This window comes from Methylophaga frappieri (assembly GCF_000260965.1).
GTDB classification, from domain to species: domain Bacteria; phylum Pseudomonadota; class Gammaproteobacteria; order Nitrosococcales; family Methylophagaceae; genus Methylophaga; species Methylophaga frappieri.
In genome coordinates this window covers 1,516,150-1,537,469 of the sequence record NC_017856.1, presented here as the reverse complement: position 1 = coordinate 1,537,469, position 21,320 = coordinate 1,516,150, and the positions used below count along the sequence as shown (strand labels likewise).

The following is a 21,320-nucleotide window of genomic DNA, read 5'->3' as shown; positions in this document are numbered from 1 at the left end:
TCGGCCAACTCCCCATGACCGGCGCCCGCTAGAATCGTGATACCGGCAAGGGCATCAAGCGATCATCCCGCCGCAGTATCAGTACGGGCAAATCTTTTCCTTGCAGCCCCGTATGTGCGGAGACCTTACCTAGCGCACCGGCGTCGATGTTCAGGGTAATCTTGTGCTCGCTCACCCACTGGGGATCGATCTGTTTCGAGGCCGCCCAATCACGTATGCGAGATTCCTCACCGGCAAACACATCGATCAGGTACAGATCGATGCCGGAGAACTGTTTGATCTGGCTGACCAATCGCTCCAGCACCGCATCGCAGGTCGGGCATTGGGTATCGGTAAAGAACAACACCCGGTCCGACGATTGCCACACGAATTTTCCAGCCAGACCTTGATCCGGCTTGGTGGACGCTGCAACACCGGGATCGATCAACAAACCGTTGGGGAACAAGCGCCGCTGGGCGTCGTCGTAAGCCCGCTGAAACGCCAGGATGCGCTCGGCATCGTCACGCATCATCACTGCCCACTGTTCAGCGTAGCGCCGACGTTCATCGGCACTGCGGGCGTGGATGCCCAGCACTTCGAGGGGTGACAAGGTCGCAGGACTCACGCTGCCCCGGATACCTTGCAGCAAAGATTGGTAACGCTGCCATTCCGATTCATCTAATCCCCACTGGTCAGCACGAAACGTCTGAGAATCGATACGTTCTGTCGTCGATTGCTCGACAGTCGGGGCGTTTGAAGATTTTGATTCGGCTGCCTGTCGGGTATCCGCGTTCACGGGCAACGTGATGCAAAGGCAGAACCCGACTAATGCGATGGCAGGTTTTCTCATGCGATGCTCAATGGTCATCTTCATTGACCTGTTGATCAACGGGCACGGTCAGATCGCGCTGAATGATCAGCTGATACTCCTGATCAAAAATACGCACGGAGCATTCTCGATCGTCTATCTGATCGCCGATCGAAACCGCCTCACTTTCAGCACGCGGTTCCGGATCAACTTGCCTGGACTCAGCACCCAAAAACCATGCGGTAACAAAAACGATGGCAATGACGAAGGCCTCCATTACTGCGCACCTCCCGTCACATTGGGGGAAGAAATATCCACGCAACGCTCGAACGCAATGAGGCGGTGAACGGGATCCTGGATGAGATGAAAAGCAGGACCGATCATAAGTCCCATCACGGTTTGAAGTGGCATGGGCTCAAAGCGGCGATGCACCGCTGGCAGTGGCAGCGCCAGCATGGCTTTCGCCTCCTCCGACAGCACAGCATCGGCCGCCAGGCGATAGCCGGAATCTCGCAACATCCAGTGGAAAGCCTCCCCCACACTGTCGATGTCGCCTGGAATCGTGATCGCTCTCGTCACCGATAACAGATCCCGCTGCCCGGCGGTCGGCTGAGCGACCATCACTGAATAGCGACTCGTTTGGGTCAGTGTGGTCATTGTTGTGACGGGCCGCTCGGCCGCCACTACCGAATGGCTCCCGACGGCAGCACCAGAACAGCACACCATTATCGTTAGGAGACGAGGGATTCCATGATGTTTAAACGGAGACATGTTTTGGCCTCAATCGTGATGAATGGCATCATAATCGCCAAGTGATCTTCTGGCGTGAATGGTTAATCCACTCGGTGAGTGTCGTGCTTATCCATGAGACGCCTCAACCCAAACTCATCGACCTAAATACACAGCGCTGATCTGCTCGCGGGCGTGGCCCAATTCGCGACTGATGGTGAGTCGTGCCTGATGGTCCTGCTTTCGTTGCTCAATGCTCAAACTGTTTGCGACTGGTCCACCCGCCGCAGGACAGGCCCAACCCGTCAACGCCTGATAGCGTGACTGGGCATACGCATGGCGCAGGCCATGCAGTTTCGATAAACCTGCCTGAGTGGTATGACGTTCGTAGGTCCGCAGCTGCTGGATGTAGGTTTTCTGCGGTGGAATCAGGGAACCAGATCCCACCAGTCGGTGGGCACGATTCAAGACGGCACGCTGTTCCTGGGTGAGCACCGGCACCATCCGCGTCTTGCCTCCTTTCGTCCAACTGGCTTTCAACCGAATGTGATCACCCTGATCGGCATAAGCTGGGATAAATTTGATTGCTTCCTCCCTGCGCAATCCGAAGGCGCGCTGTAACTCCAGAGTCATTCGCACATGCTCATCTTTAACGCTGGTCAACGCATCGTTACCGACAACCACCGCCTTGGAGTGTTGACTGACGAACTGCCGATCGGGAATGCCGTAGAACTCATTCGATCTGGCGATAACATTGCGTCTATCCACCTTGGCAGCCCACCAGCGCAAGCAATTCATACGGTTTTTGATGGTACCGGCTGCCATGCCCTCGCTGAGCCATCGTTTCACCAGGGCGTCCACGTGCTTCGGCTTCAGGGATCGGGTAGTCATACGCCGATACCCCATCTCCTGCAGTTGATTGGCAATCTGATTAAGTATGCGCGCTCGATTGGCTTGCGTACTGTAACTGCCATCGCGATTGCGTTTGCACAACTGTTTCAATTGGTAGTTCAGGTCTCTCATCGTGTACTTTCCAGTCTGGTAAGTGTTTCTGACCAACCACAGGCTCGTAGCCTGACTGGGTCCGCCGAAGCGGAAGGGTCAAGGGACACTACTCCCCGTTCGACCTGATAAGCCTGGTCGCAGGCAACCTGGCTGCTCTTCTGCTGAAGATGGTGCCGGGTAAACCAATGGACTCTAAGAGTCAGTTGCGATGGTGAGTACTTCACCTCCTTTTAAATGAGCGGAACCATCGGTCCGCGAGTTGAAAGAAACCGTCGGTTAAACGGCGCGTTGAAAAGTCGGCTACTTGCAAGCCGGGTTTGAGGTGGCGTTAGCCAGATTGAAGTGAGGACGAACGTCCTGCTATTGAGGAAACGTTGAAGATGAGCCGCAGCTGATGCTGTGCGCCATGGTAGCTCGGCTGGCGCCGTTGCCGTTTTTGCCATTTTCGATGGCGAGGGCGACAATCCTCATCCACGTTACCGCCGTGGCCGCGTATGGAACTGTTTACGTTTCTTGCCCGCTAGTATAGTTAGAGCGAACTCGCTGGGAACGCATCAATCCGAGCGCAATCCGTTGTCGTTCCGTGCTCCGCCGCCCTCGTCACTACCCCGCTTCGCTAAGCAGTGACGAGGGCTTCGTTCGAATCAACTACCACGCCAGGTCTGCGACCTGTCATGGCAGTTGAACAGACAAATCTGTTCGACCCATGGTTACAGTGGAACCATAAGCAAAACGTCAGGTTGATGCGGTGTTGGCACTTCCGATTGAAAGCAAGATTAAGCGGAACGGCAGGCGGGAGCAGATGAAGTGCCACTTTATCCCAAGTGGCCAGGGCAAGGAGCCGATTCGATCGGCGACATTAATCTTCGTTGGGCAGCATGATCGTGACGACCGGTTCACCGGCATCACCGGGGCCAACCATCAGTTTCAAACTCACCTCGCCGGCTTCTGTCGAATGCCCGTCTTTCGGCACGCGGTACAACGAGAACAGCAACCGATCACCAGGAGCAGTAGCCGTTCGAATGGCGTAGAACGCCATAAACAGCACGTCCCACAAACGGCCAGACTCGTCCTGGTGCACTTGAAAGCGGTTATCCCGCTCTGTCCAGGCTACGCAATCACACCAAGCCGTGTGGGTAAGTGCGACTGGCCACTTGAAGCCAGCCTCACGTGCCATAGCGGTGACATCGATCAGGACGCCATCTTCTATAGCCTGTGCACGACTGTAACTTGCGACAACAGGACCGAAGACATCTTCCAACGACTTGTACTCTGAATTTTTCATAAGGTTTCTCCCTGGAGAAATGAATTAAGAAATTCAGGGAGCACCTCCTTCCCATTGGGGAAGAAGACTCCCCAATGGGTTAAGTAAATGGCGTTACAGCAATCCGCGTTCGGCGAAGGAAACTGATTCCCCCACCGTGACCACAAAGTGATCCAGTACACGGATGTCAACGAGTGCCAGCGCATCTTTTAATCGCCGGGTAATCGCTTCGTCCGCGTGACTGGGCTCGGCGACACCACTCGGGTGATTGTGAAAAAACATCACCGCTGCCGCGTTAAGCGTCAGCGCCTGTTGTACCACCACGCGGGGGTACACCGAGGCGCCATCAATGGTTCCCTGGAACAACTCTGCGGCTTCGATTACCCGATGCCGGTTATCCAGGTACACACAACCAAAGACTTCCGCTTTGCGTTCAGCCAACAACATCCGCAAGTAATCACGGGTGTGGTTGGGGCTCGGTAGCTCCAGGCCCGGCTGGTGCAGGTCCTGCAAGATCGCAAAGGCCAGCTGCAGCAGGGATTGCTTTTCAGGATCGTTCAACGACGCCATGCGAATGGCCGCAAAACGGTTTTTAGGAATCACCCGGGAGGGTGAGGATTTGGAAGCCATGAGCGGTCTCCTTGAAGAGTCGAGGAGACCTGCCCAGCAAGGGAGAATCTCCCTCGCTGGGTTGAAAAATTGATCGCATCACAAGATGCGATCAGATTTGGTCGTCAGGCTACGGCGTTGTGGGTCTCAGCCGTCGGCGCCGGAAAGGGCTGACCTTCGACTTTGATCCACTGGAACCGCAGTAACCGGGACTTCAGGCTGATGCCCGTCGTACCGGCTCGATCACCGTTTTTGAAGATGAAGGTTTCGGCTTGCAAATCACTGAGGTGAAAACCCACCAGCACTTTAAAGTCAGCTTCCACCGCAGGCAGCAGCTGACGCACCAGATCCTTCGCCTCTTCACCCACCACCACGCACTCGAAATGCGTGTGCTGAACGTTATCGGCTGGCCCTCGTAGCGCCGCGATGGTGACACTGAGAAAGGGGAACCCATTCTCGGGTGTTACTTCGCGAACCCGGTTGAGGTAACCAATGCCGTGGATATCAAGATCGAAATACTTCGGTTTTTCAGGGGTAGATTGTCTACTGGTCATAACAGTTTCTCCTTGAACATAATGGAAAGCCGGAGAACACGATTCCCTGGCGGGAAGGTATTTCCCGGCAGGGTGAGTAAAATCAGGGCAAGCCCTGACACTGGATTGACGGTAAAACCGCGATGTCACTTGCACAATCCGCTGACATCTTCTTTGCCACTGAGACCGCAGTGGCCACGTACAAAGTCGTTACCCCTCCCTCACCGGGGCGTCGCAGACAAACTGCAGGTACTTGAGCATGCCCCTTGCGTTAGCAAAAGCGGCATGGTCGGCAATGGTTTGATTGGGAAACCAGTTGGCAATATCAGCGGCTAACGCGGCACTGCCACCGCCGACGAACAGTACACGATCCAACTCCACACCGAGTCCAAGCTTGCGGCGGGTTTCGGTATAGAGTCGCTCCACCAACTCGCGTTTTGCTTCCGCCACCATGGCCGAGACATCGTGATCCTTGCCATGCAGGCGCAACCGATGTGTATCGACGGCCCGACTGATACTCTGCTCGCCCAGTTCGTTGATATCGAACTGTTCCTGTATACGGTTCGCCACGCGAATCTTGACGTTCAGCATGCCGCGATTCAGAGAGCCGGAGGAACCATGCACAATGCCCTGGTCCTGGACCACCACATAATCCGTGGTGCGGCCACCGATATCGACAATGGCGATGGGCGCGTTGACCCGATCCGCGTCCAACGTCACACCATCATCATCGGTCATAACAATCACATAGTCGTACCAGGCAGCCAGCGCCTCCGGAATAACTTCATGAAAGGCGATGCTCACCTTTAGGAGCCCCTGTTGCGCTGCCCTTTGCGATGCTTTTCTGGCAACAACAGGCTCAACCGCCAATTTCAAACCCTCCCTTTTTGCCTGGATCGCTCGTCGTCGTTGCTGACCATCGTTGCGGTAAAAGGCGGAGACCGGCAACCCCGTCACCACATGGACGGATCGGCCCGACAAACCCGCCTGTTGCAGTGCATGCTGGACGATCACCCGATTCAGGGCCGAGCCCGGGTATTCATCGAATTGAGTGGGCTCACCATCGACCGCACCGACGGAATACACACTGCCACCGGTTTCGTACTCAAAAATTTTCTGTTCCTCATCCCGTATCCAGGTGACACCGGCCGATCCCATGCGTGCCCGCGAAGGCACCGCCAGGAGGCGACCATCCGGTAACGCCACTTTGGTATAGGCATAGCCGTCATCGAGACCCACCTGCCCAACCGCCATGGGATGAGTGGTCACGGGAGGTTTGTCTTCGTCAGAAAATTTCTCATCGGTCAGTTCTGTCATGGTGCGATTCCTGATATCGGGGTTAGACGTCTTTACTCACCGATCACTCGTCTCAGGTGCGTAAAGGGTTTTCTGGTGTCGTTTGGGGGAGCAAGCCTGGCGCGTTCGCTGTTGTGTGAGCTGCCAGGTGACCGCGCAGCGTGATCGAGCATCGTCTCGGTTGTTCGCGGCTGGACGGAACCCGCTCCGCGACTTCCGTTTATCTGGGTGGATGTACACGGCTGGCTCATAGGCATTGCGTGTGCCGGCAGCGCTTGCTCAGATCGGATGGCCTGACACTCGCTTCGAAATCCCACCAGCAACAGCTGCCGCAACCACTCGTTTTGTCTGCTGTTAGGCAGGCGGCGTAAACGCTGAAGCACCATCGCTTCGAGTGGAATTCGCGTATCGAGCGAGATGACAAGCTGCTGAAGCGTGCTGGTGGCCACGGCGTTCAGCCCTCGTCAGAATCTGCGATGGCGTTGTTATTCAGCTGTTGAAATGCCAGGGGACGCAGAGACGGCAACCGCTCACCATTGAGGATGTCCTGGGGAATCTCGCCCATCCGCTCTCTCGCTTTGATGGCTGCCGGTGTTCCTTGCCGGATATCGGAGCGACGAACGTCCAGGCAGTGATACCCCTGGGGCAACGCAAACACCCGGCGCACCCATCGCCCACTACCCGACACCTGCTCAATGAGGTCAGTGGGCATGTCGAGACCTAAGTAATGCAACGTCATGTCTGCGCACATCAACCGGTCGTACTCACCCAGCAACTGTGCAGCGCGGAAGGCGTAGGGATTGGCGAACTGTAACGATACGCGCTGTGGTCGACTCGATTGTGCGACGCTGAATTCGAGAGCACTGTTGGATTCAGTGATAAGGGCGTCCATCCTTTGCTGCAATCCCTGCAGCTGTGCGCGGATATCGGCAACGCCCTCTTCCACTTTGAGCAACCACCAGTCGGCATAAGGGTCGTCGAAGCGGACGGCCTGCCATAGCGACTTCAGCCGATCTGCAAAACCGATCAATCCCATAATGGCAGGCTTGCCATCGGCTGCACGGCGGCCGCGGATCAGGCTCTGAGCCTGATAGGTCTGAATCGTCAACCAGACTTCACCCTGCAGGGCGCCTGGCACTGACTCGTTTTGATTTTCAGCTGTATTCTCGTGTGACTGTTCTGCGTCTGAATTCATTTGCGTCATTCCCTTCAAGATCAACTCTGACGTGCTATGAATCCACGAATGGGAAAATGGCACCACGGAATATCCATCCGACTGGTGCAGTGTTTTGCGTTGCTGCGATCAGATGGTTCCAGTGGAAACAGTGCAGGGAAGTAACGACGGAGATATGTCACATCACGTGTGATAACGGGCGGTCGCGCTATTTATCCATATTCAATGATGCTCGTAACTTGGCCAGCTGCTCACGCCCATAGGCTTGGTTTCGTGCTCGCTCTTCAGCCGCTTTAGTTTTCTGTTCTTCGTTTTCTGGCGGTGGTACGTGATGTGCCCGATCTTGTCTTGCCTCGGCCACCTTGATCCCGAGGTTGGGCACAAATTCGCCTTGTTGTGCCGCCTTGCACAGCGAATGCAAGAATCGCAGCTCGTCATAAACCGGCTTCATGCCTTTTTGCTCAGACTCCAGACGACCCTGAAGTTCGTCGAGCACCAACTGCCGATCATCAAGATCGATCATGGCAAGATACCTGTCCGCCAGGTGTTTCTGGTTCTCCGACAAGCGCGGCGGATAGATCAGCGCTCGCTCTGTCACCGACGGGACTGATGGATTGGATTCAGAAAATGTTTTCTCTTCATGGTTTGTATTTTGTGTAGTGGTTGTTGTAGTTGTTTTTTTATAATGACTACTACAACGACTACTGTAGTGTTCCTTAGCCTCCGCCTTTGAATTTTGGTCCTGGACGGATTGTGCTGATGCGCAGGCCCCGGACGAATTTTTCAGTTTCCCGATGGTCGCGGCGTGAAAGGTAAAATAACGACCGCTGTTGCCGTGGTTTCCGCTGGAAACTGACAATTGTTGGGCGGCCTGCAGTCGACGCTCAATAGTTGACTCCTTCCGTCCTAACGACTCGCCTTCCTGAATATCCTTATCCAGACTCTCCAACACAGCTTGCGCCACGCGCCGGACGCGGGCGTGATGATGCTCCTGGGATTGGGTAACGAATGCCATGTAGGACTCATCCAGGTACAGGGCATCGACCAGAGGCAGGGGTTCATCGTGAAGACTGTAGACATTGCCGGTGAAACGGCCGCTTTTTTGACGCACTCTGGCACACAGCGTTAGCCAACGCGTCAAGCGCAGAATGGCAATAGCACGAGAGACAGTGGAGGTTGAGGAAACGTTAGTTTTAGCCGCAATGGTATCGTAATCGGGAAACGCCGTTCGTCCTCCAGTCTCTCTGGCATGGAGCATGATAACCATCCATACCAGTTTATCGACGGGTTCCAACACCGGGTCCTGGATGACCATGGCCGGCACGGCCTGATGCCAATTCCCCATGAACAACATGGCATCCGGTAACGATGGATCACTCTGGGCACGAACCTTGGCAACAGTTGCCTTGATTAAAGCGTCGAGAGCAACAGTTTCTGGTCGCAGCGCATCCGCATCATGGGCCATTCTCGACAACCCGCCCGGACGTCGCGGCACTGCTTCCCTCACCGTAGGTTTCCCAACGCTGCACCAGCGCCCAAATCGATCGCAATCCAATGCCTGTCTGTTGCTGTAGGTCGAGATAGTCCTCTGCAGTTAATGTGGATTTGTCATCCGCCTGAACCTTATCCTGCCAGGCATACCAGAGCGCGTGGGTATCGGTTTCATTCAGTTCGGGAGGCCGGCCCACGGCCGGCGCCAGCGTCAACAATCGGCGCCATCGCGTGTACTCCCGAGAACTCACACCAAACAGCTGCTGCATCATCTCTAACGGTGCGTCCGCGACCAGCAATGTTCGCTGGAGATCCTCAGATTCCCGCTGATGACGCAGGTGATCGAGCATCGGCCAAAAAACATCACGATTGAGACCAATCTGCAGACAGTGCACACGCAGTGCATCGGCCCGATAGAGATCGGCCAGATTCATCTCTTTCAGGGCGTCCAGTTCTTTGGGGCCAAAGTTCATGGCGCGCAATGCCTGCTGATCCCCCTCTGCCAGACATCGCATGGCGTACAACAGCACGGCGGTGGTGAGGTCGGCTTCCTTATTGGACGACATCGCTTTCACCTCCTTGTTGCGCCCAAAGCTCGACCCCAGTATCGAAGGCTAACCGTTTAATGCTCCGGTAGGACTCCATCATTTGCAGCAAACGCTGCCAGTCTGGCGGGTTCAATTGCTGCCAGAGCTGGCTGTTGAGATGGCCGGGATCAGGCGTCCAGACACTGCCAAAGAGCAGACCGGCATCATGGGATGCCAAGGCCTGGTATAGGGACGAGTCTTTATCCAGGTAGGCCAGGACAATGTCCGTGGGAGCGACGGTCAACTCTGAGCTCGCAGCCAACTGCCACCAGAGTGCGGACACTAAATCCAGCATGTCCTGGTCAAGGGATTCCCGCAGCTCCGGTGAAGGCACATCAATCAGCAGAAAGCCCAAGCCCTGATCCGGCAGATGAATGACTGTCTCGTGCAGTCCGTGGGATGTCGCCAGGGTTACTGCGCAGTCCCACAACTGGCTCCGCAAAACCTCAAGATTTCTTTGCTGACCACCTTTTTGGGAATTCGGCGCAGAGGTCAACTCAGCCGGCATGTTCGGTTGGTCTTTGCTTTTGTCATGACCACTCGCCGGTGAATCGATGTCAGCGGGCTGCTTTTCCAATGTCGTCGTATTCGATGGCGGCCCACTATCAGAATGCTCCGGGTGTTCCGGGTCCCTGTCCGCCCCCGGCTCTGTAACCTCTTCGGTATGAGCGGGAAGGCTGAATGCGCGGCCCGATAGTTGTGCCTCCATCTCCAGATGAATCACCTGGCGATTCAGTTCGGACTCCACGGCGATCTCATTTTCCAATGCATCGCGCAGTGGCTGAATGTCCCATTCGGCGCCATCATAACGGCGACACAACTCGGCAAAGATCGCATCGAAGACGGTGTTATCCCCCAATTGGCGACGATCCCAGATCGCTCGGGCAGCGCGTTCAAGGGCTCGGATCTTTTCCACCTGTGGTCGACCCAATCCGGCAGCTAAGGCTTTTGGCATCAATGGCCACAAGGTCTCAACGGCATATCCCATTTTGGAAATCATGCTGTGGCTGAGCCCGAAACCTCGCTCTCTGAACAGCTCTTCCAGTTGGCGCTGAGACAGGCTCTCAACCTCCATCTCGCTTTCGAGGAGAGACTTTGCTTCGAATACGGCCAACGCTTTATCGATGAAAGGCAAACCGCCGCGCAATTCGTTTTCCCGGAGGTGGGCAAAAAGTACATTGGACTCCTGCGACCAGGGCTTGACGACGCAATCGATCCAGCGAAATCGCTCATCGCCGGTTTCGTCCAAAAGCTCCTTCAGTATCCTCAGCCGTGTATTGCCGCCACTGTGGAGCACATAATCAGCAGCCCCCGGCTCCTGTGATAGCACCAATGGTTGATCCAGGCCTTCAGCCTGGATCGACGCCTTTATTCGATCGTATTCCGGGTTCTGCTGCCGGCGGGGATTGCGGGAGTAATGGTGGATACGAGTGACGTCTACACGGGTGATCTCGTGGACGGATGGCGATCTCTCAGGCGTCATCGTTACCACCTGCTTCTTGTGCACCCGATTCAGGCACGACGCCGTAGAAAATCTCTGGATGTCGAACCATGCTCGCCCGAGGCACAGGCTCCAGTCGACCATCCGAAAGGTCCGCCACAGTACGTGTGTAATGCTCGATTTGCGTCGCCATCAATGGACTGGCATATCGATGCTGGCCGGCAATCTGATACAAGTAGGAGACTGAGTCGCCACACGCCGCAGCGACGTCGGCCCGCTCCCGCTTGGTTGCCACTTTGAGAAAGTCCTTTAGCTCCATGCGTAAAAACATTAGCACCGTGCGAATCATCGGGCAACGACAAGCACCACGTTTTTGCTTAGCATCCTGCTAAATTATCTGCTAAAGTATTTCGCATGACGCTAAAACTTAACCAGATCCGGCTCCACAATCTTGAGGTTTTGATTGCCGAAGCGGGGTCAGCTGCCAAGTTGGCGCGCGCGGCTGGGACCAATAGCTCCTACCTCAGCCAGGTGCGCAACCAGCTGCCAACCAAAAAAGGAACGCCCCGCTCTATCGGAGATGAGCTGGCGGAAAAACTGGAAAAGGCTATGAATAAAGACCAAGGATGGATGGATACCCCCCATGCGGACGGGGCAAGACAAGAGGAACACAACGCCCACGACGGCCCGGATTTGCGCAGTCTCCACCCGCTGATATCCTGGGTCCAAGCGGGAAACTGGTATGAGATTTCTGAAAGTTTCGTACCGGCCTACGGTTCAGAACTTTTACCCTGCCCGGTGTGTTGTAGTCCTGAATCCTTTGTACTTAGGGTTCGCGGCAGCAGTATGGAACCCAAATTTCATGAGGGCGACCTGATTTTTGTTGACCCCAATGTTTCACCTGACCACGGAAAGTACGTGGTTGTTCGACTCGATGAATCCAATGAAGCCACGTTCAAGCAGTTAATTATTGAAGAGGGCAAGCAGTACCTGAAGGCACTCAACCCTGACTGGCCGAATCGCATTATCGAAGTGGATGAAGAAGCGACAATCTGTGGAGTCATTGTCTTCAAGGGGGAGGTGGTCTGAGTTTTCCCAGCGGACCCAGAGACACGAGCAACAATAATTTCGAGTGATCGCATGCAGCGCAAATATGGTGAATGACGCTGTCACGGCAACACTCCTAAGTCCGTCACCCCACCCTGATGCAGTAATTGTTTATCACATTGCTAAACATTCTCTTTTGCCAAAATGATTTGCACGGTGCTAACGTTTAGTTTTTGGCAAGCCTAAGACTCTGACACGTGCGGTCCGGAGCGAGAGTGAGAAGCAATGGATGACGGACACCCTACTCGACCAAGAAAGACTTTAATCAATCGAAAAACATTACTGGCTATGATTCCGCTTTCAGATCGCGCCATCTTCAATATGGAGAAACGAGGCGACTTTCCGCGCAGAATCGTGCTGACAAGCCGCAATGTCGCCTGGGACTTGGCCGAGGTGGAAAAGTGGATCGAATCGCGCAAAGAGTCTGAAGATCAACCTATCCGGCCAGGAATCCCCATTAACGTTTCACGCTAGTCCACTCGTCAATCATGTCAGCCCAGTCTTGCAACATCGCCGCCCGTTGCTCCCGGTATTCGGCTTTATTGTAAATTGCCCTTACTCCTTTCTGCTCATGGGCAAGACACTTTTCAATCCAATCAGTGTTGTAGCCTGCTTCATGCAATAAGGTGCTGGCTGTGCGACGCAGATCGTGCGGACCAAATTTACCAAGCTGTTCACCATCCTTTTGTGCAGCCTGATACGTCAGGGCAAGAACGCGATTCAAAGTCGCTGCACTCATAGGCAAGTCGGAATCATACCGCGAGGGAAGCACGAATTCAGAGCCACCGGCAAAGGTCTTCAGTGCGATAAAGATATCCAGTGCCTGGCGAGACAGAAACACCAAATGTGGATTTCGTCGCTTCATACGCTGTTTCGGGATCGTCCAGAGTGCCTCGCTAAAATTGATCTCTTCCCAGGTGGCGTTGGACAACTCGGATTTTCTGACCATGGTCAATAACAGCAGCTTGATTGCGGCTCTATATTGCGGCGAGGTCCCGATTCGATCCATGTACCGATACATCAGACCAATTTCGGCAGGACTCAGGGCGCGGTCTCGGGGTTCGAATCTGGCGATACTGTTGGGGCGAACCATTTCAGCGGGGTTTTCAACTTTCTGTCCGCGTTCGATCGCCCACCGATAAACCTGTAATACCACTTCTCGGGCGTGGACGGCTGTTGCTGGCGCTCCTCTTTCCACGATGGCATCGGTCACTGCCCGGAGATCCTCATGTGTGATCTCAGATAATTTCTGATTGCCGAAGCGCTTTTTCAACTCACGATTGTAGACCGATTTACGCATGTCGCGTGTCGAGTCAGCCATCTGATAGCCGCGCAACCATTTTTCAGCCCATGCCCCGAATGTTTCGGCATCCTTCACGCGCGATTTGTCGCGCGCTTTCTCTCTGGCCGGGGATTTGCCGGCTGCAATCATTTTCTTTGCTTCGCTCAGCAGTTCCCGCGCTTCCGCCAGTGTGATACCGCCACTGCCATATCGACCGATGGTCAACGTCTCCTGACGGCCGCTGATGGAGTAGTTATGTCTAAAAGAGATTGTCCCTGCCGGTGTGACTGCTACGTAAAGGCCGTCTCGGTCGTTGACCTTGTAGAGCTTGTCTTGAGGTTTCAGGTTGCGAAGCTTGGTATCGGTCAGCATGGCTAATCCTCCTTTTCTCGTCCTTAATACCATGATCAAACATGCCGTATTTTTCGCCTATATTTCCTTTAATATCAGCATGTTAGTGATTTTCGATACCATGACTACTCCAAAATTCATGGCATGGTATTTCTTTGAGGTCGCGGTATCAGCTCGAACAATACCATCAAAAATACCATGAAAAAAGTTTGCTTGAGGGTGCTAGGGAGTGCCTGACATTGCCAGGAAAAATAAAGAAAAACCCATTGATATCAATGGGTTAATAGAGGTTTACTGCTTGTGAATGCCAGCCAGTGCCAGACGTGGAATCATTCCCACTCGATAGTGGCAGGCGGTTTGCCGGAAATGTCGTAGACCACCCGTGAAATACCGGCAGTTTCATTAATGATGCGGCGTGAAACCAGATCCAGAAAATCGTATGGCAAGTTAGCCCAGCGTGCGGTCATAAAGTCGATCGTTTCCACGGCACGCAGTGACACAACATAATCATAACGGCGGCCATCACCCATTACACCGACGGATTTCACCGGCAGAAAGACAGCAAATGCCTGACTGGTTTTGTCATATAGGTCGTGTTTGCGTAATTCTGCGATGAAGATTTGATCGGCTTTGCGTAATAAGTCGGCGAATTCTTTTTTCACTTCACCCAGAATTCTGACGCCAAGACCCGGGCCAGGGAAAGGGTGACGATAAACCATGTCTGAAGGTAAACCGAGTTCGACGCCGAGTTTACGGACTTCGTCTTTAAATAATTCGCGTAATGGTTCGACCAGTTTGAGTTTCATGTGCTCAGGCAATCCACCGACGTTATGGTGTGTTTTGATCACATGCGCTTTACCGGTTTTTGCGGCGGCAGACTCGATTACATCCGGGTAAATCGTGCCTTGGGCCAGCCATTTGACGTTTTTCAGTTTGGCGGCTTCTTCATCAAAAATGTCGACAAACTTATTGCCGATGATTTTGCGTTTTTGTTCCGGATCATCGATGCCTTCCAAAGCGTTGAGGAAACGATCTTCGGCATCAGCGCGGATCACACGAATGCCCATGTGTTTGGCAAACATGGCCATGACCTGATCGCCTTCGTTTTGACGCAGCAGACCGTTATCAACAAAGACACAGGTCAGTTGATCACCAATCGCTTTATGCAGTAATGCTGCTACAACCGAGGAGTCAACACCACCTGACAAACCCAATAACACTTCGTCATCGCCCACTTGTTCGCGAATGGCAGCAATACTGTCTTCGATGATATTGGCAGAGGTCCACAAGGTTTCACAGCCACAGATATCAATCAGGAAACGCTCAATCATGCGTTGTCCCTGGGTGGTGTGGGTGACCTCTGGGTGAAACTGTACACCGTAGAACCGACGCGATTCATTCGCCATACCGGCAATTGGCGCGCTATCTGTACTTGCTATCACCTTAAAGCCTTCCGGCAAACTGGCAACGCGATCACCATGGCTCATCCACACATCCAGCATGCCCCAGCCTTCGGTTGTCGTATGATCTTCAATCTCACGGAGCAGTTCGGAATGGCCACGCGCGCGAATACGGGCATAACCAAATTCGCGATGAGCGGATGATTCCACCTGTCCGCCCAATTGTTGTGCCATGGTTTGCATGCCGTAGCAGATGCCTAAAACTGGCAGTCCCAGTTCAAAAACACATTGTGGCGCACTCGGCGCAGCGTCACCAATGGTGGAGTCGGGGCCGCCAGAAAGAATGATGCCCCTGGGATTAAACGCACGAATTTCCGCTTCAGACATTTCCGGGTTGCGTAACTCACAATAAACGCCCGCTTCGCGAATGCGGCGGGCGATTAATTGCGTGTATTGCGAACCAAAATCCAGGATGAGGATGCGGTGATCGTGAATATTGCTGCTCATTGGGGTCTCTTTAATCGGCAAAATACGGCAATCAGATGCCGGGAATGATTAGCTAATCCGGTAATTCGGGGCTTCTTTAGTAATAGTGACATCGTGGACGTGGCTTTCACTCATGCCGGCAGAGGTCACTCTGACAAATTCAGGTTTGGTTCGCATTTCTTCAATGGTACGGCTACCGGTATAGCCCATACTGGCGCGCAGGCCCCCCATCAATTGATGAATTAACGGGCTTAGATTGCCTTTGAATGGCACTCTGCCTTCAATACCTTCTGGAACCAGTTTGTCGGCATCGCTGGACTCCTGAAAGTAACGGTCACTGGAACCTTGTTTTTGCGACATCGCACCCATTGAGCCCATGCCACGATAAGATTTGTATGCGCGGCCCTGATAAAGCTCGACTTCCCCTGGCGCTTCTTCGGTACCGGCAAACATACCGCCAACCATAATGGCCTGTGCGCCAGCGACAATGGCCTTGGCAATATCACCCGAAAAGCGCACGCCACCATCAGCAATCAGCGGCACGCCAGTACCGGCCAGAGCAGCAGCAACGTTACTGATAGCAGATATTTGCGGCACACCAACACCAGCCACGATGCGCGTTGTACAAATCGAGCCTGGTCCAATACCAACCTTGACGGCATCGGCACCGGCATCAGCTAACGCTTTAGCCGCTTCTGCCGTGGCAATATTGCCACCAATAACCTGTAATTCCGGGTAATGTTGTTTGACCCATTTGACCATATCCAACACCCCTTGGGAGTGCCCGTGCGCCGTATCGACGACGATGACATCAACGCCCGCAGCAGCTAAAGCCGCAACCCGTGTTTGACTTTCAGCGCCAATACCCACCGCGGCCCCGACGCGTAAACGCTCCTGAGCATCTTTCGATGCGAGGGGATTATCGGTTTGTTTTTGAATATCTTTGACTGTGATCATGCCCTGAAGATGGAAGTTGTTATCGACAACCAACACCTTTTCGATGCGATTACTATGCAATAGGTGCAGGACTTCTTCGCGACTGGCGTCTTCACCAACCGTCACCAGTTTGTCTTTGCCGGTCATGATTTCTGAAACAGGGCTATCGAAGTGGGTTTCAAATCGCAGATCACGGCTGGTAACGATACCGACCAGATCATCGCCGTCCACAACTGGCACACCGGAAATGCTGTGCGCACGGGTCAGGGCAACAACCTCACCAATCGTTGTGGTGGGGCTGACGGTAATTGGATCACGCACAACGCCACTCTCAAACTTTTTCACACGACGCACTTCTTCAGTTTGTTGTTCAATGGTCATGTTTTTGTGCAAAATACCCATACCACCTTCCTGTGCCATAGCAATGGCCAGCCGGCTTTCGGTCACGGTATCCATGGCAGCGGACAATAATGGGATGTTCAAACTGATTTCACGGGTCAGCTGTGTGGTCAAACTCACTTCACGTGGTAACACGTTGGAGTAGGCAGGCAGGAGCAGCACGTCGTCAAATGTCAGGGCTTCTTGCGCAATTCTCATCGGGTGGATTCCTGATTTTCCTGTAATATGATCGGCTAATTATATCAGTAACAGGAAGATTTATGGCAGCACCTGTCACATCTGATTCAAGCTCGAAACTCGCCAAGCGTCAGGTTACGGATATCTATGGGGTGTCGCGATTGGTGCGTGAGACCCGACAACTCCTGGATGGCAGCTTCCCATTGCTTTGGGTTGAGGGCGAAATTTCTAATCTGGCCATGCCTGGATCCGGACATCTCTACTTTACGCTTAAAGATGAGGCAGCGCAGGTGCGTTGCGCAATGTTTCGCGGCCGCAATCAATACCTCCGGTTGACGCCTGAAAACGGCATGCAGGTGTTATTGCGGGTTCGCGTTACGTTGTATGAAGGACGCGGCGAGTTTCAGCTCATCGTTGAACACATGGAGTCTGCGGGCAGTGGTGCGCTGCAGCGGGCATACGAAGCGCTAAAAGCTCGGTTAGGGCTGGCCGGCCTGTTTGATACTGCACATAAAAAAACCTTACCGTCTGCGCCAACGGTTATCGGTATCGTTTCCTCGCCGGATGGGGCGGCTGTGCACGATATTTTGAGTGTATTAAAACGTCGCTTTCCGGCGGTAAACGTGATTATTTATCCCACTGCAGTTCAGGGTGAAACTGCGCCATCACAGATTAAGGCGGCGATTGAACTGGCTGCGAGTCGAAAAGAGTGTGAGGTATTGATTGTGGGGCGGGGCGGTGGCTCATTGGAAGACTTATGGGCATTTAATGATGAAAAAGTAGCACAAGCGATTTTTGCTTGTCAGATACCAGTTATCAGCGCGGTAGGACATGAGGTCGATTTTACCATTGCGGATTTCGTCGCTGATGTGCGTGCACCCACACCTTCTGCGGCGGCAGAAATGGCCGTACCCGATATGACTGATCTGCTTAGAAGTTTAGCGCAGACCCAAAACCGACTGTCGTTGACGATCAAGCGGAGGTTGCAGCAGCAAAACCACTATTTGCATTATCTCAGACAGCGGCTGCCGCATCCTCGACATGCATTACGCAGCCAACAGGAATTACTTCAGCGATTGTGCTACCAGTTGCAAAGCACCATGCAACGTCGCCTGCAGTCCGCCTATCAGCGGACCGATTTTTTGCAGGCCAGAATACTGCATCCACAGGCAAAAATTGCGTTTCAACGCCAGAAACTGCTGGGGCTGGAGAAACAATTGAATGCGCATTGGCAGCATCATATTCAGTCAGTGAGCCAGCGATTGCAGCGATCTCAACAACAAGTGGGTGCGTTACAGGGCCGATTACATAAAACATTGCATCAGCAGTTGCAATCGCGTCGTCAGTCACTCACTCAGCAGGCACGAACGTTGTCAGCAGTCAGTCCGCTGAATACCCTGGATCGTGGTTACAGTATTACCAGTTGTGATGACGGTCGTGTGGTGACAAACAGCGCGCAGGTCACCACGGGCGATGCGGTCTCGATTCGTCTGCATCAGGGGGTATTGCAGTGCAAGGTGATGGGGAAGCGCTAAACCAAACAGTTATGGGGACAGGTTATTTTGTAAAAAAATATCCAACTCATTGAAATTGAGTGGTTTGGTTAAATAGGCATCAAACAAGCCGCTGGCACGTTGTTGTTCATGCGGCATGGCAGCGGCGGTGATGGCAACAATAGGGACGGGTTTCATCCCCGGCATTTGCCGAATCTGACGGGTTGCTTCCAAGCCATTCATGCCAGGTAAATTAATATCAATCAAAATTAATTCTGGTTTTAGTGTGGTAATTGCCTGTAATGCCGTTTCGGCAGTTTTACAGCTATGCATGACACAGTGTGAATGCTGGCGGAAATACGCTTGCATGAGTTGTATATTGGCCGGGTTATCTTCGACATACAGTACGGTCATGGTTTTGCCACCAGGCACAGACTGACTTGACTGGATTTCTGGCAAGGATTCAGTGTCGACAGGCGCTGGTGACGGCGTCATCTTGGTTTGCATCAATGCCAAATCAAGCCAAAAGCGACTGCCTTCACCTTCGCGGCTATCAAACCCAATACGCCCTTGCATAGCCTCAATCAGACGTTGGGTTACTACCAGTCCAACACCGCTACCTTCAATGCCGGAGGCATCCTGACCAAGCCGATCAAATGCAGTAAATAAACGTGTTTGAAGCTGTTTTGGAATGCCTATCCCGGTATCGGTAATGGTGATTCGCAAGATCTGGTTGTCTGAGAGTTCATCCAGACTGATACTGACCATGCCCTGTGGCCGGTTGTATTTAATCGCGTTGCTGAGCAGATTAATCATCACCTGTTTCAGCCGGGTTGCATCCGCCTTGACCCAATGATTAGTCGCGGGCGGGATATCAATTTGGATGCTGTTGTCATGCGCCAACGTTTGCAAAAAAGGCAAACAGTCCTCAATCACCTGACTGACATTCACGGGCACCAGAGTAACATCAAGATTGCCGGACTCGATGCGCGACAATTCCAGAACATCATTGATCAATTTGGCAAGATGCGAACCGCTTTGCAAAATAATATCAAGGTGGCTGCTTTGCTCTGCTGAAAGTTGATTCTGGATATCCATTTTTAGCAGTTGGGCAAAGCCCATGATGGCATTTAATGGCGTTCTCAGCTCATGACTCATGGCCGAGAGAAATTCTGACTTGGCCTGATTGGCTTTTTCTGCTTCCTCCTTGGCGGTAATCAAAGCTTGATGTTCCGCCTGTCGCAAAGAGATATCGCGAGCGATACCGGTAAAAAAGTATTGTGACTCCCATTGATAGGCACTGAGTGTCAGCTCAATCGGGATTGTCTGACCACTCTTATGCAACGCCTCAACTTGCACTGCTGAACCAATCACGTTTGATTCGCCATGTTGCAGAAAACGCAGCATTCCCTGTTCATGTTGATGACGAAAAGTCGCCGGCATTAACATGGTGATGTTTTTGCCAATGACATCATCAGGTTGATAGCCAAACAAAGTGGATGCGGCTTGATTAAAATGGCTAATTTTGCCACTGGCATCGATCGTGATGACGCCGTCCTGAGTATTATCCAGTACGGTTTTTAATCGTTCTCCTTCACGTTTGGCATAATTTTCGAGTGTTTTTCGATGTTGTAATTCCTGCGCCAGCGCCGCAGTTTTTTCGGCCACCTGACTTTTCAGAAGTAAACTGTGACGGCGTTTTAGATGAAAACCGAGTAAGGCCATGATGGCGATCAGAGCTAATAACAGCAAGCCCCATTGCCAAGCGGTCACATCCCTTTCTGAGGGCGGCTCATACAGAAATCCAGCCAGCGGCTGGCTATTATTCACGACGCCTTGTTTTTGATAATAATCTGCGATGGCCTGCCATCGAGCCAGTGTCATATGACCAATCTCCACCATAGGATAAAGGCTGAGAGATTTTAATGCGTTCGCTTCGTAGTAGAGGTGGGCACGTGTCTTCTGTTGCGTGTTGTAATTACGCAGGATAGTGTCAATAACGGCGTCAGGATAGTTCAGGGCATCTTCCCAGCCTTGCAGTGTTGCCCGATGAAAAGCAGCGACGATTTCTGGCGACTCACGTAAAAACTGCTCACTGGTAAACAGAATATCGCTGTAAAAATTAATATCAAAGTCATGGGGGGAGATAGCCCGATAAGCGATATTCCGCTGTTCCAGATAATAAGGTTCGTTGGAAACATAAGCTGGCAAAATATCTATCTCCCCGGCAATAAGGCGTTGCAGATCGTTTGGTTGGCGTGGCACAAAGTTAATTTTCGTGGTGTCGATATTCTGCTGCCAGAGGATGGCTGACAAATCATCTACCGAGGAATGTCGCGTGACGGTTTTGCCAATAAAGTCGGTGGGTTCTTCAATTGAACTCTCAGCGAGCACCAGCCAGGTATAAGGACTGCGTTGGAAAATGGCAGCTAGCGCCACAAAAGGGCGTCCGTTAAGGCGTTCGACAACCAGCCCGGCACCAGAAAAACCAAACTCAACTTCACCGCTTTCTACTTCATCATGAGGCGGTTCCCAAGCGGTTTCGATAGTGACATTCAGCCCGGCATCACGATAGTAACCCGCTTCGATGGCAGCGTATATGCCAGCAAACTGAAATTGATGAAGCCAGTGCAGTTTGACGGTCACCGGTGTCAGCGTTCGACTTTCCTCGACTGCCAGCAAAGAGCCTGGCAAGACAAGCAACAGACACAACAGAAAGCGGCGGTAACAGGACATCCATCATCCCTAAAGGGCAATTGGGCTTATCATACCC

Annotated in this window: 20 protein-coding genes; 3 read left to right on the top strand and 17 right to left on the bottom strand. The window is 53.0% G+C overall.

What is annotated here, in order from left to right:
• Nucleotides 1-28: 28 nt before the first annotated feature.
• From Q7C_RS07330 to Q7C_RS07270, 13 genes are all read right to left on the bottom strand, one after another.
• Entirely contained in the window at nucleotides 29-847 is an 819-nt protein-coding gene (locus tag Q7C_RS07330; RefSeq protein WP_014704097.1) for a TIGR03759 family integrating conjugative element protein, read from the bottom strand.
• Complete coding sequence (locus Q7C_RS07325) at nucleotides 837-1,064, bottom strand: hypothetical protein (RefSeq protein ID WP_014704096.1); 228 nt, start codon at nucleotides 1,062-1,064, stop codon at nucleotides 837-839. The genes Q7C_RS07330 and Q7C_RS07325 overlap by 11 nt, the downstream gene beginning before the upstream one ends.
• Nucleotides 1,064-1,444: a PFGI-1 class ICE element type IV pilus protein PilL2 gene (gene pilL2, locus Q7C_RS07320; RefSeq protein ID WP_202946496.1), complete on the bottom strand. Its 381-nt coding sequence runs from the start codon at nucleotides 1,442-1,444 to the stop codon at nucleotides 1,064-1,066. Before pilL2 ends, Q7C_RS07325 begins: the two co-directional genes overlap by 1 nt.
• Nucleotides 1,445-1,672: 228 nt before the next feature.
• On the bottom strand, nucleotides 1,673-2,539 hold the full coding sequence (locus Q7C_RS07315; protein WP_014704094.1) for a phage integrase N-terminal domain-containing protein: 867 nt from the start codon (nucleotides 2,537-2,539) through the stop codon (nucleotides 1,673-1,675).
• 841 nt (nucleotides 2,540-3,380) lie between these two features.
• The gene (locus Q7C_RS07310; RefSeq protein ID WP_014704093.1) at nucleotides 3,381-3,806 is read right to left on the bottom strand and encodes a DUF6573 family protein; all 426 of its coding nucleotides are present in this window, start codon (nucleotides 3,804-3,806) and stop codon (nucleotides 3,381-3,383) included.
• A 93-nt stretch (nucleotides 3,807-3,899) separates the two neighbouring features.
• Nucleotides 3,900-4,415 (bottom strand): JAB domain-containing protein, encoded by a 516-nt coding sequence (locus Q7C_RS07305; RefSeq protein ID WP_014704092.1) that lies wholly within the window; start codon nucleotides 4,413-4,415, stop codon nucleotides 3,900-3,902.
• 104 nt (nucleotides 4,416-4,519) lie between these two features.
• Nucleotides 4,520-4,948 carry a DUF3577 domain-containing protein gene (locus Q7C_RS07300; protein ID WP_014704091.1) on the bottom strand — a complete coding sequence of 143 codons (429 nt, stop codon included), beginning with the start codon at nucleotides 4,946-4,948 and terminating at the stop codon, nucleotides 4,520-4,522.
• Nucleotides 4,949-5,137: 189 nt separating this feature from the next.
• On the bottom strand, nucleotides 5,138-6,244 hold the full coding sequence (gene parM / locus Q7C_RS07295) for a ParM/StbA family protein (RefSeq protein WP_014704090.1): 1,107 nt from the start codon (nucleotides 6,242-6,244) through the stop codon (nucleotides 5,138-5,140).
• A 433-nt stretch (nucleotides 6,245-6,677) separates the two neighbouring features.
• The gene (locus tag Q7C_RS07290; RefSeq protein WP_014704089.1) at nucleotides 6,678-7,418 is read right to left on the bottom strand and encodes a PFL_4669 family integrating conjugative element protein; all 741 of its coding nucleotides are present in this window, start codon (nucleotides 7,416-7,418) and stop codon (nucleotides 6,678-6,680) included.
• Between the two features lie 187 nt (nucleotides 7,419-7,605).
• Nucleotides 7,606-8,892 (bottom strand): STY4528 family pathogenicity island replication protein, encoded by a 1,287-nt coding sequence (locus Q7C_RS07285; protein WP_014704088.1) that lies wholly within the window; start codon nucleotides 8,890-8,892, stop codon nucleotides 7,606-7,608.
• Complete coding sequence (locus Q7C_RS07280) at nucleotides 8,852-9,454, bottom strand: DUF2857 domain-containing protein (protein ID WP_014704087.1); 603 nt, start codon at nucleotides 9,452-9,454, stop codon at nucleotides 8,852-8,854. The genes Q7C_RS07285 and Q7C_RS07280 overlap by 41 nt, the downstream gene beginning before the upstream one ends.
• Nucleotides 9,441-10,958, bottom strand: a complete 1,518-nt coding sequence (locus Q7C_RS07275; protein ID WP_041366656.1) for a ParB family protein — start codon at nucleotides 10,956-10,958, stop codon at nucleotides 9,441-9,443. Before Q7C_RS07275 ends, Q7C_RS07280 begins: the two co-directional genes overlap by 14 nt.
• On the bottom strand, nucleotides 10,948-11,235 hold the full coding sequence (locus Q7C_RS07270) for a hypothetical protein (RefSeq protein WP_202946494.1): 288 nt from the start codon (nucleotides 11,233-11,235) through the stop codon (nucleotides 10,948-10,950). The genes Q7C_RS07275 and Q7C_RS07270 overlap by 11 nt, the downstream gene beginning before the upstream one ends.
• 95 nt (nucleotides 11,236-11,330) lie before the next feature.
• Between Q7C_RS07270 and Q7C_RS07265 the strand changes: the two genes are divergently transcribed.
• Both Q7C_RS07265 and Q7C_RS07260 read left to right on the top strand, forming a co-directional pair.
• Nucleotides 11,331-12,005 carry a LexA family protein gene (locus Q7C_RS07265; protein WP_014704084.1) on the top strand — a complete coding sequence of 225 codons (675 nt, stop codon included), beginning with the start codon at nucleotides 11,331-11,333 and terminating at the stop codon, nucleotides 12,003-12,005.
• Between the two features lie 243 nt (nucleotides 12,006-12,248).
• Complete coding sequence (locus Q7C_RS07260; RefSeq protein WP_041366655.1) at nucleotides 12,249-12,497, top strand: helix-turn-helix transcriptional regulator; 249 nt, start codon at nucleotides 12,249-12,251, stop codon at nucleotides 12,495-12,497.
• Here Q7C_RS07260 and Q7C_RS07255 read toward each other — a convergent pair.
• The 3 genes from Q7C_RS07255 to guaB form a co-directional block, all read right to left on the bottom strand.
• The gene (locus tag Q7C_RS07255; protein WP_014704082.1) at nucleotides 12,481-13,677 is read right to left on the bottom strand and encodes a tyrosine-type recombinase/integrase; all 1,197 of its coding nucleotides are present in this window, start codon (nucleotides 13,675-13,677) and stop codon (nucleotides 12,481-12,483) included. The two genes, Q7C_RS07260 and Q7C_RS07255, sit on opposite strands and share 17 nt — an antisense overlap.
• Nucleotides 13,678-13,985: 308 nt before the next feature.
• Nucleotides 13,986-15,563, bottom strand: coding sequence for a glutamine-hydrolyzing GMP synthase (guaA, locus tag Q7C_RS07245; RefSeq protein WP_014704080.1), 1,578 nt, complete (start codon nucleotides 15,561-15,563; stop codon nucleotides 13,986-13,988).
• Between the two features lie 48 nt (nucleotides 15,564-15,611).
• Entirely contained in the window at nucleotides 15,612-17,075 is a 1,464-nt protein-coding gene (gene guaB / locus Q7C_RS07240) for an IMP dehydrogenase (RefSeq protein ID WP_014704079.1), read from the bottom strand.
• Between the two features lie 62 nt (nucleotides 17,076-17,137).
• Here guaB and xseA point away from each other — a divergent pair, with 62 nt between their 5' ends.
• Nucleotides 17,138-18,589, top strand: coding sequence for an exodeoxyribonuclease VII large subunit (gene xseA, locus Q7C_RS07235; protein ID WP_014704078.1), 1,452 nt, complete (start codon nucleotides 17,138-17,140; stop codon nucleotides 18,587-18,589).
• Between the two features lie 9 nt (nucleotides 18,590-18,598).
• Here the strand turns inward: xseA and Q7C_RS07230 are convergent, their stop codons facing one another.
• Nucleotides 18,599-21,283, bottom strand: a complete 2,685-nt coding sequence (locus Q7C_RS07230) for an ABC transporter substrate-binding protein (protein WP_014704077.1) — start codon at nucleotides 21,281-21,283, stop codon at nucleotides 18,599-18,601.
• Nucleotides 21,284-21,320 lie beyond the last annotated feature (37 nt).

Coding starts and splice junctions, on each gene's coding strand:
- Q7C_RS07330 (WP_014704097.1), bottom strand. CDS start 847: ATGACCATTGAGCATCGCATGAGAAAACCTGCCATCGCATTAGTCGGG.
- Q7C_RS07325 (WP_014704096.1), bottom strand. CDS start 1,064: ATGGAGGCCTTCGTCATTGCCATCGTTTTTGTTACCGCATGGTTTTTG.
- pilL2 (WP_202946496.1), bottom strand. CDS start 1,444: ATGACCACACTGACCCAAACGAGTCGCTATTCAGTGATGGTCGCTCAG.
- Q7C_RS07315 (WP_014704094.1), bottom strand. CDS start 2,539: ATGAGAGACCTGAACTACCAATTGAAACAGTTGTGCAAACGCAATCGC.
- Q7C_RS07310 (WP_014704093.1), bottom strand. CDS start 3,806: ATGAAAAATTCAGAGTACAAGTCGTTGGAAGATGTCTTCGGTCCTGTT.
- Q7C_RS07305 (WP_014704092.1), bottom strand. CDS start 4,415: ATGGCTTCCAAATCCTCACCCTCCCGGGTGATTCCTAAAAACCGTTTT.
- Q7C_RS07300 (WP_014704091.1), bottom strand. CDS start 4,948: ATGACCAGTAGACAATCTACCCCTGAAAAACCGAAGTATTTCGATCTT.
- parM (WP_014704090.1), bottom strand. CDS start 6,244: ATGACAGAACTGACCGATGAGAAATTTTCTGACGAAGACAAACCTCCC.
- Q7C_RS07290 (WP_014704089.1), bottom strand. CDS start 7,418: ATGAATTCAGACGCAGAACAGTCACACGAGAATACAGCTGAAAATCAA.
- Q7C_RS07280 (WP_014704087.1), bottom strand. CDS start 9,454: ATGTCGTCCAATAAGGAAGCCGACCTCACCACCGCCGTGCTGTTGTAC.
- Q7C_RS07275 (WP_041366656.1), bottom strand. CDS start 10,958: ATGACGCCTGAGAGATCGCCATCCGTCCACGAGATCACCCGTGTAGAC.
- Q7C_RS07270 (WP_202946494.1), bottom strand. CDS start 11,235: ATGGAGCTAAAGGACTTTCTCAAAGTGGCAACCAAGCGGGAGCGGGCC.
- Q7C_RS07265 (WP_014704084.1), top strand. CDS start 11,331: ATGACGCTAAAACTTAACCAGATCCGGCTCCACAATCTTGAGGTTTTG.
- Q7C_RS07260 (WP_041366655.1), top strand. CDS start 12,249: ATGGATGACGGACACCCTACTCGACCAAGAAAGACTTTAATCAATCGA.
- Q7C_RS07255 (WP_014704082.1), bottom strand. CDS start 13,677: ATGCTGACCGATACCAAGCTTCGCAACCTGAAACCTCAAGACAAGCTC.
- guaA (WP_014704080.1), bottom strand. CDS start 15,563: ATGAGCAGCAATATTCACGATCACCGCATCCTCATCCTGGATTTTGGT.
- guaB (WP_014704079.1), bottom strand. CDS start 17,075: ATGAGAATTGCGCAAGAAGCCCTGACATTTGACGACGTGCTGCTCCTG.
- xseA (WP_014704078.1), top strand. CDS start 17,138: ATGGCAGCACCTGTCACATCTGATTCAAGCTCGAAACTCGCCAAGCGT.
- Q7C_RS07230 (WP_014704077.1), bottom strand. CDS start 21,283: ATGTCCTGTTACCGCCGCTTTCTGTTGTGTCTGTTGCTTGTCTTGCCA.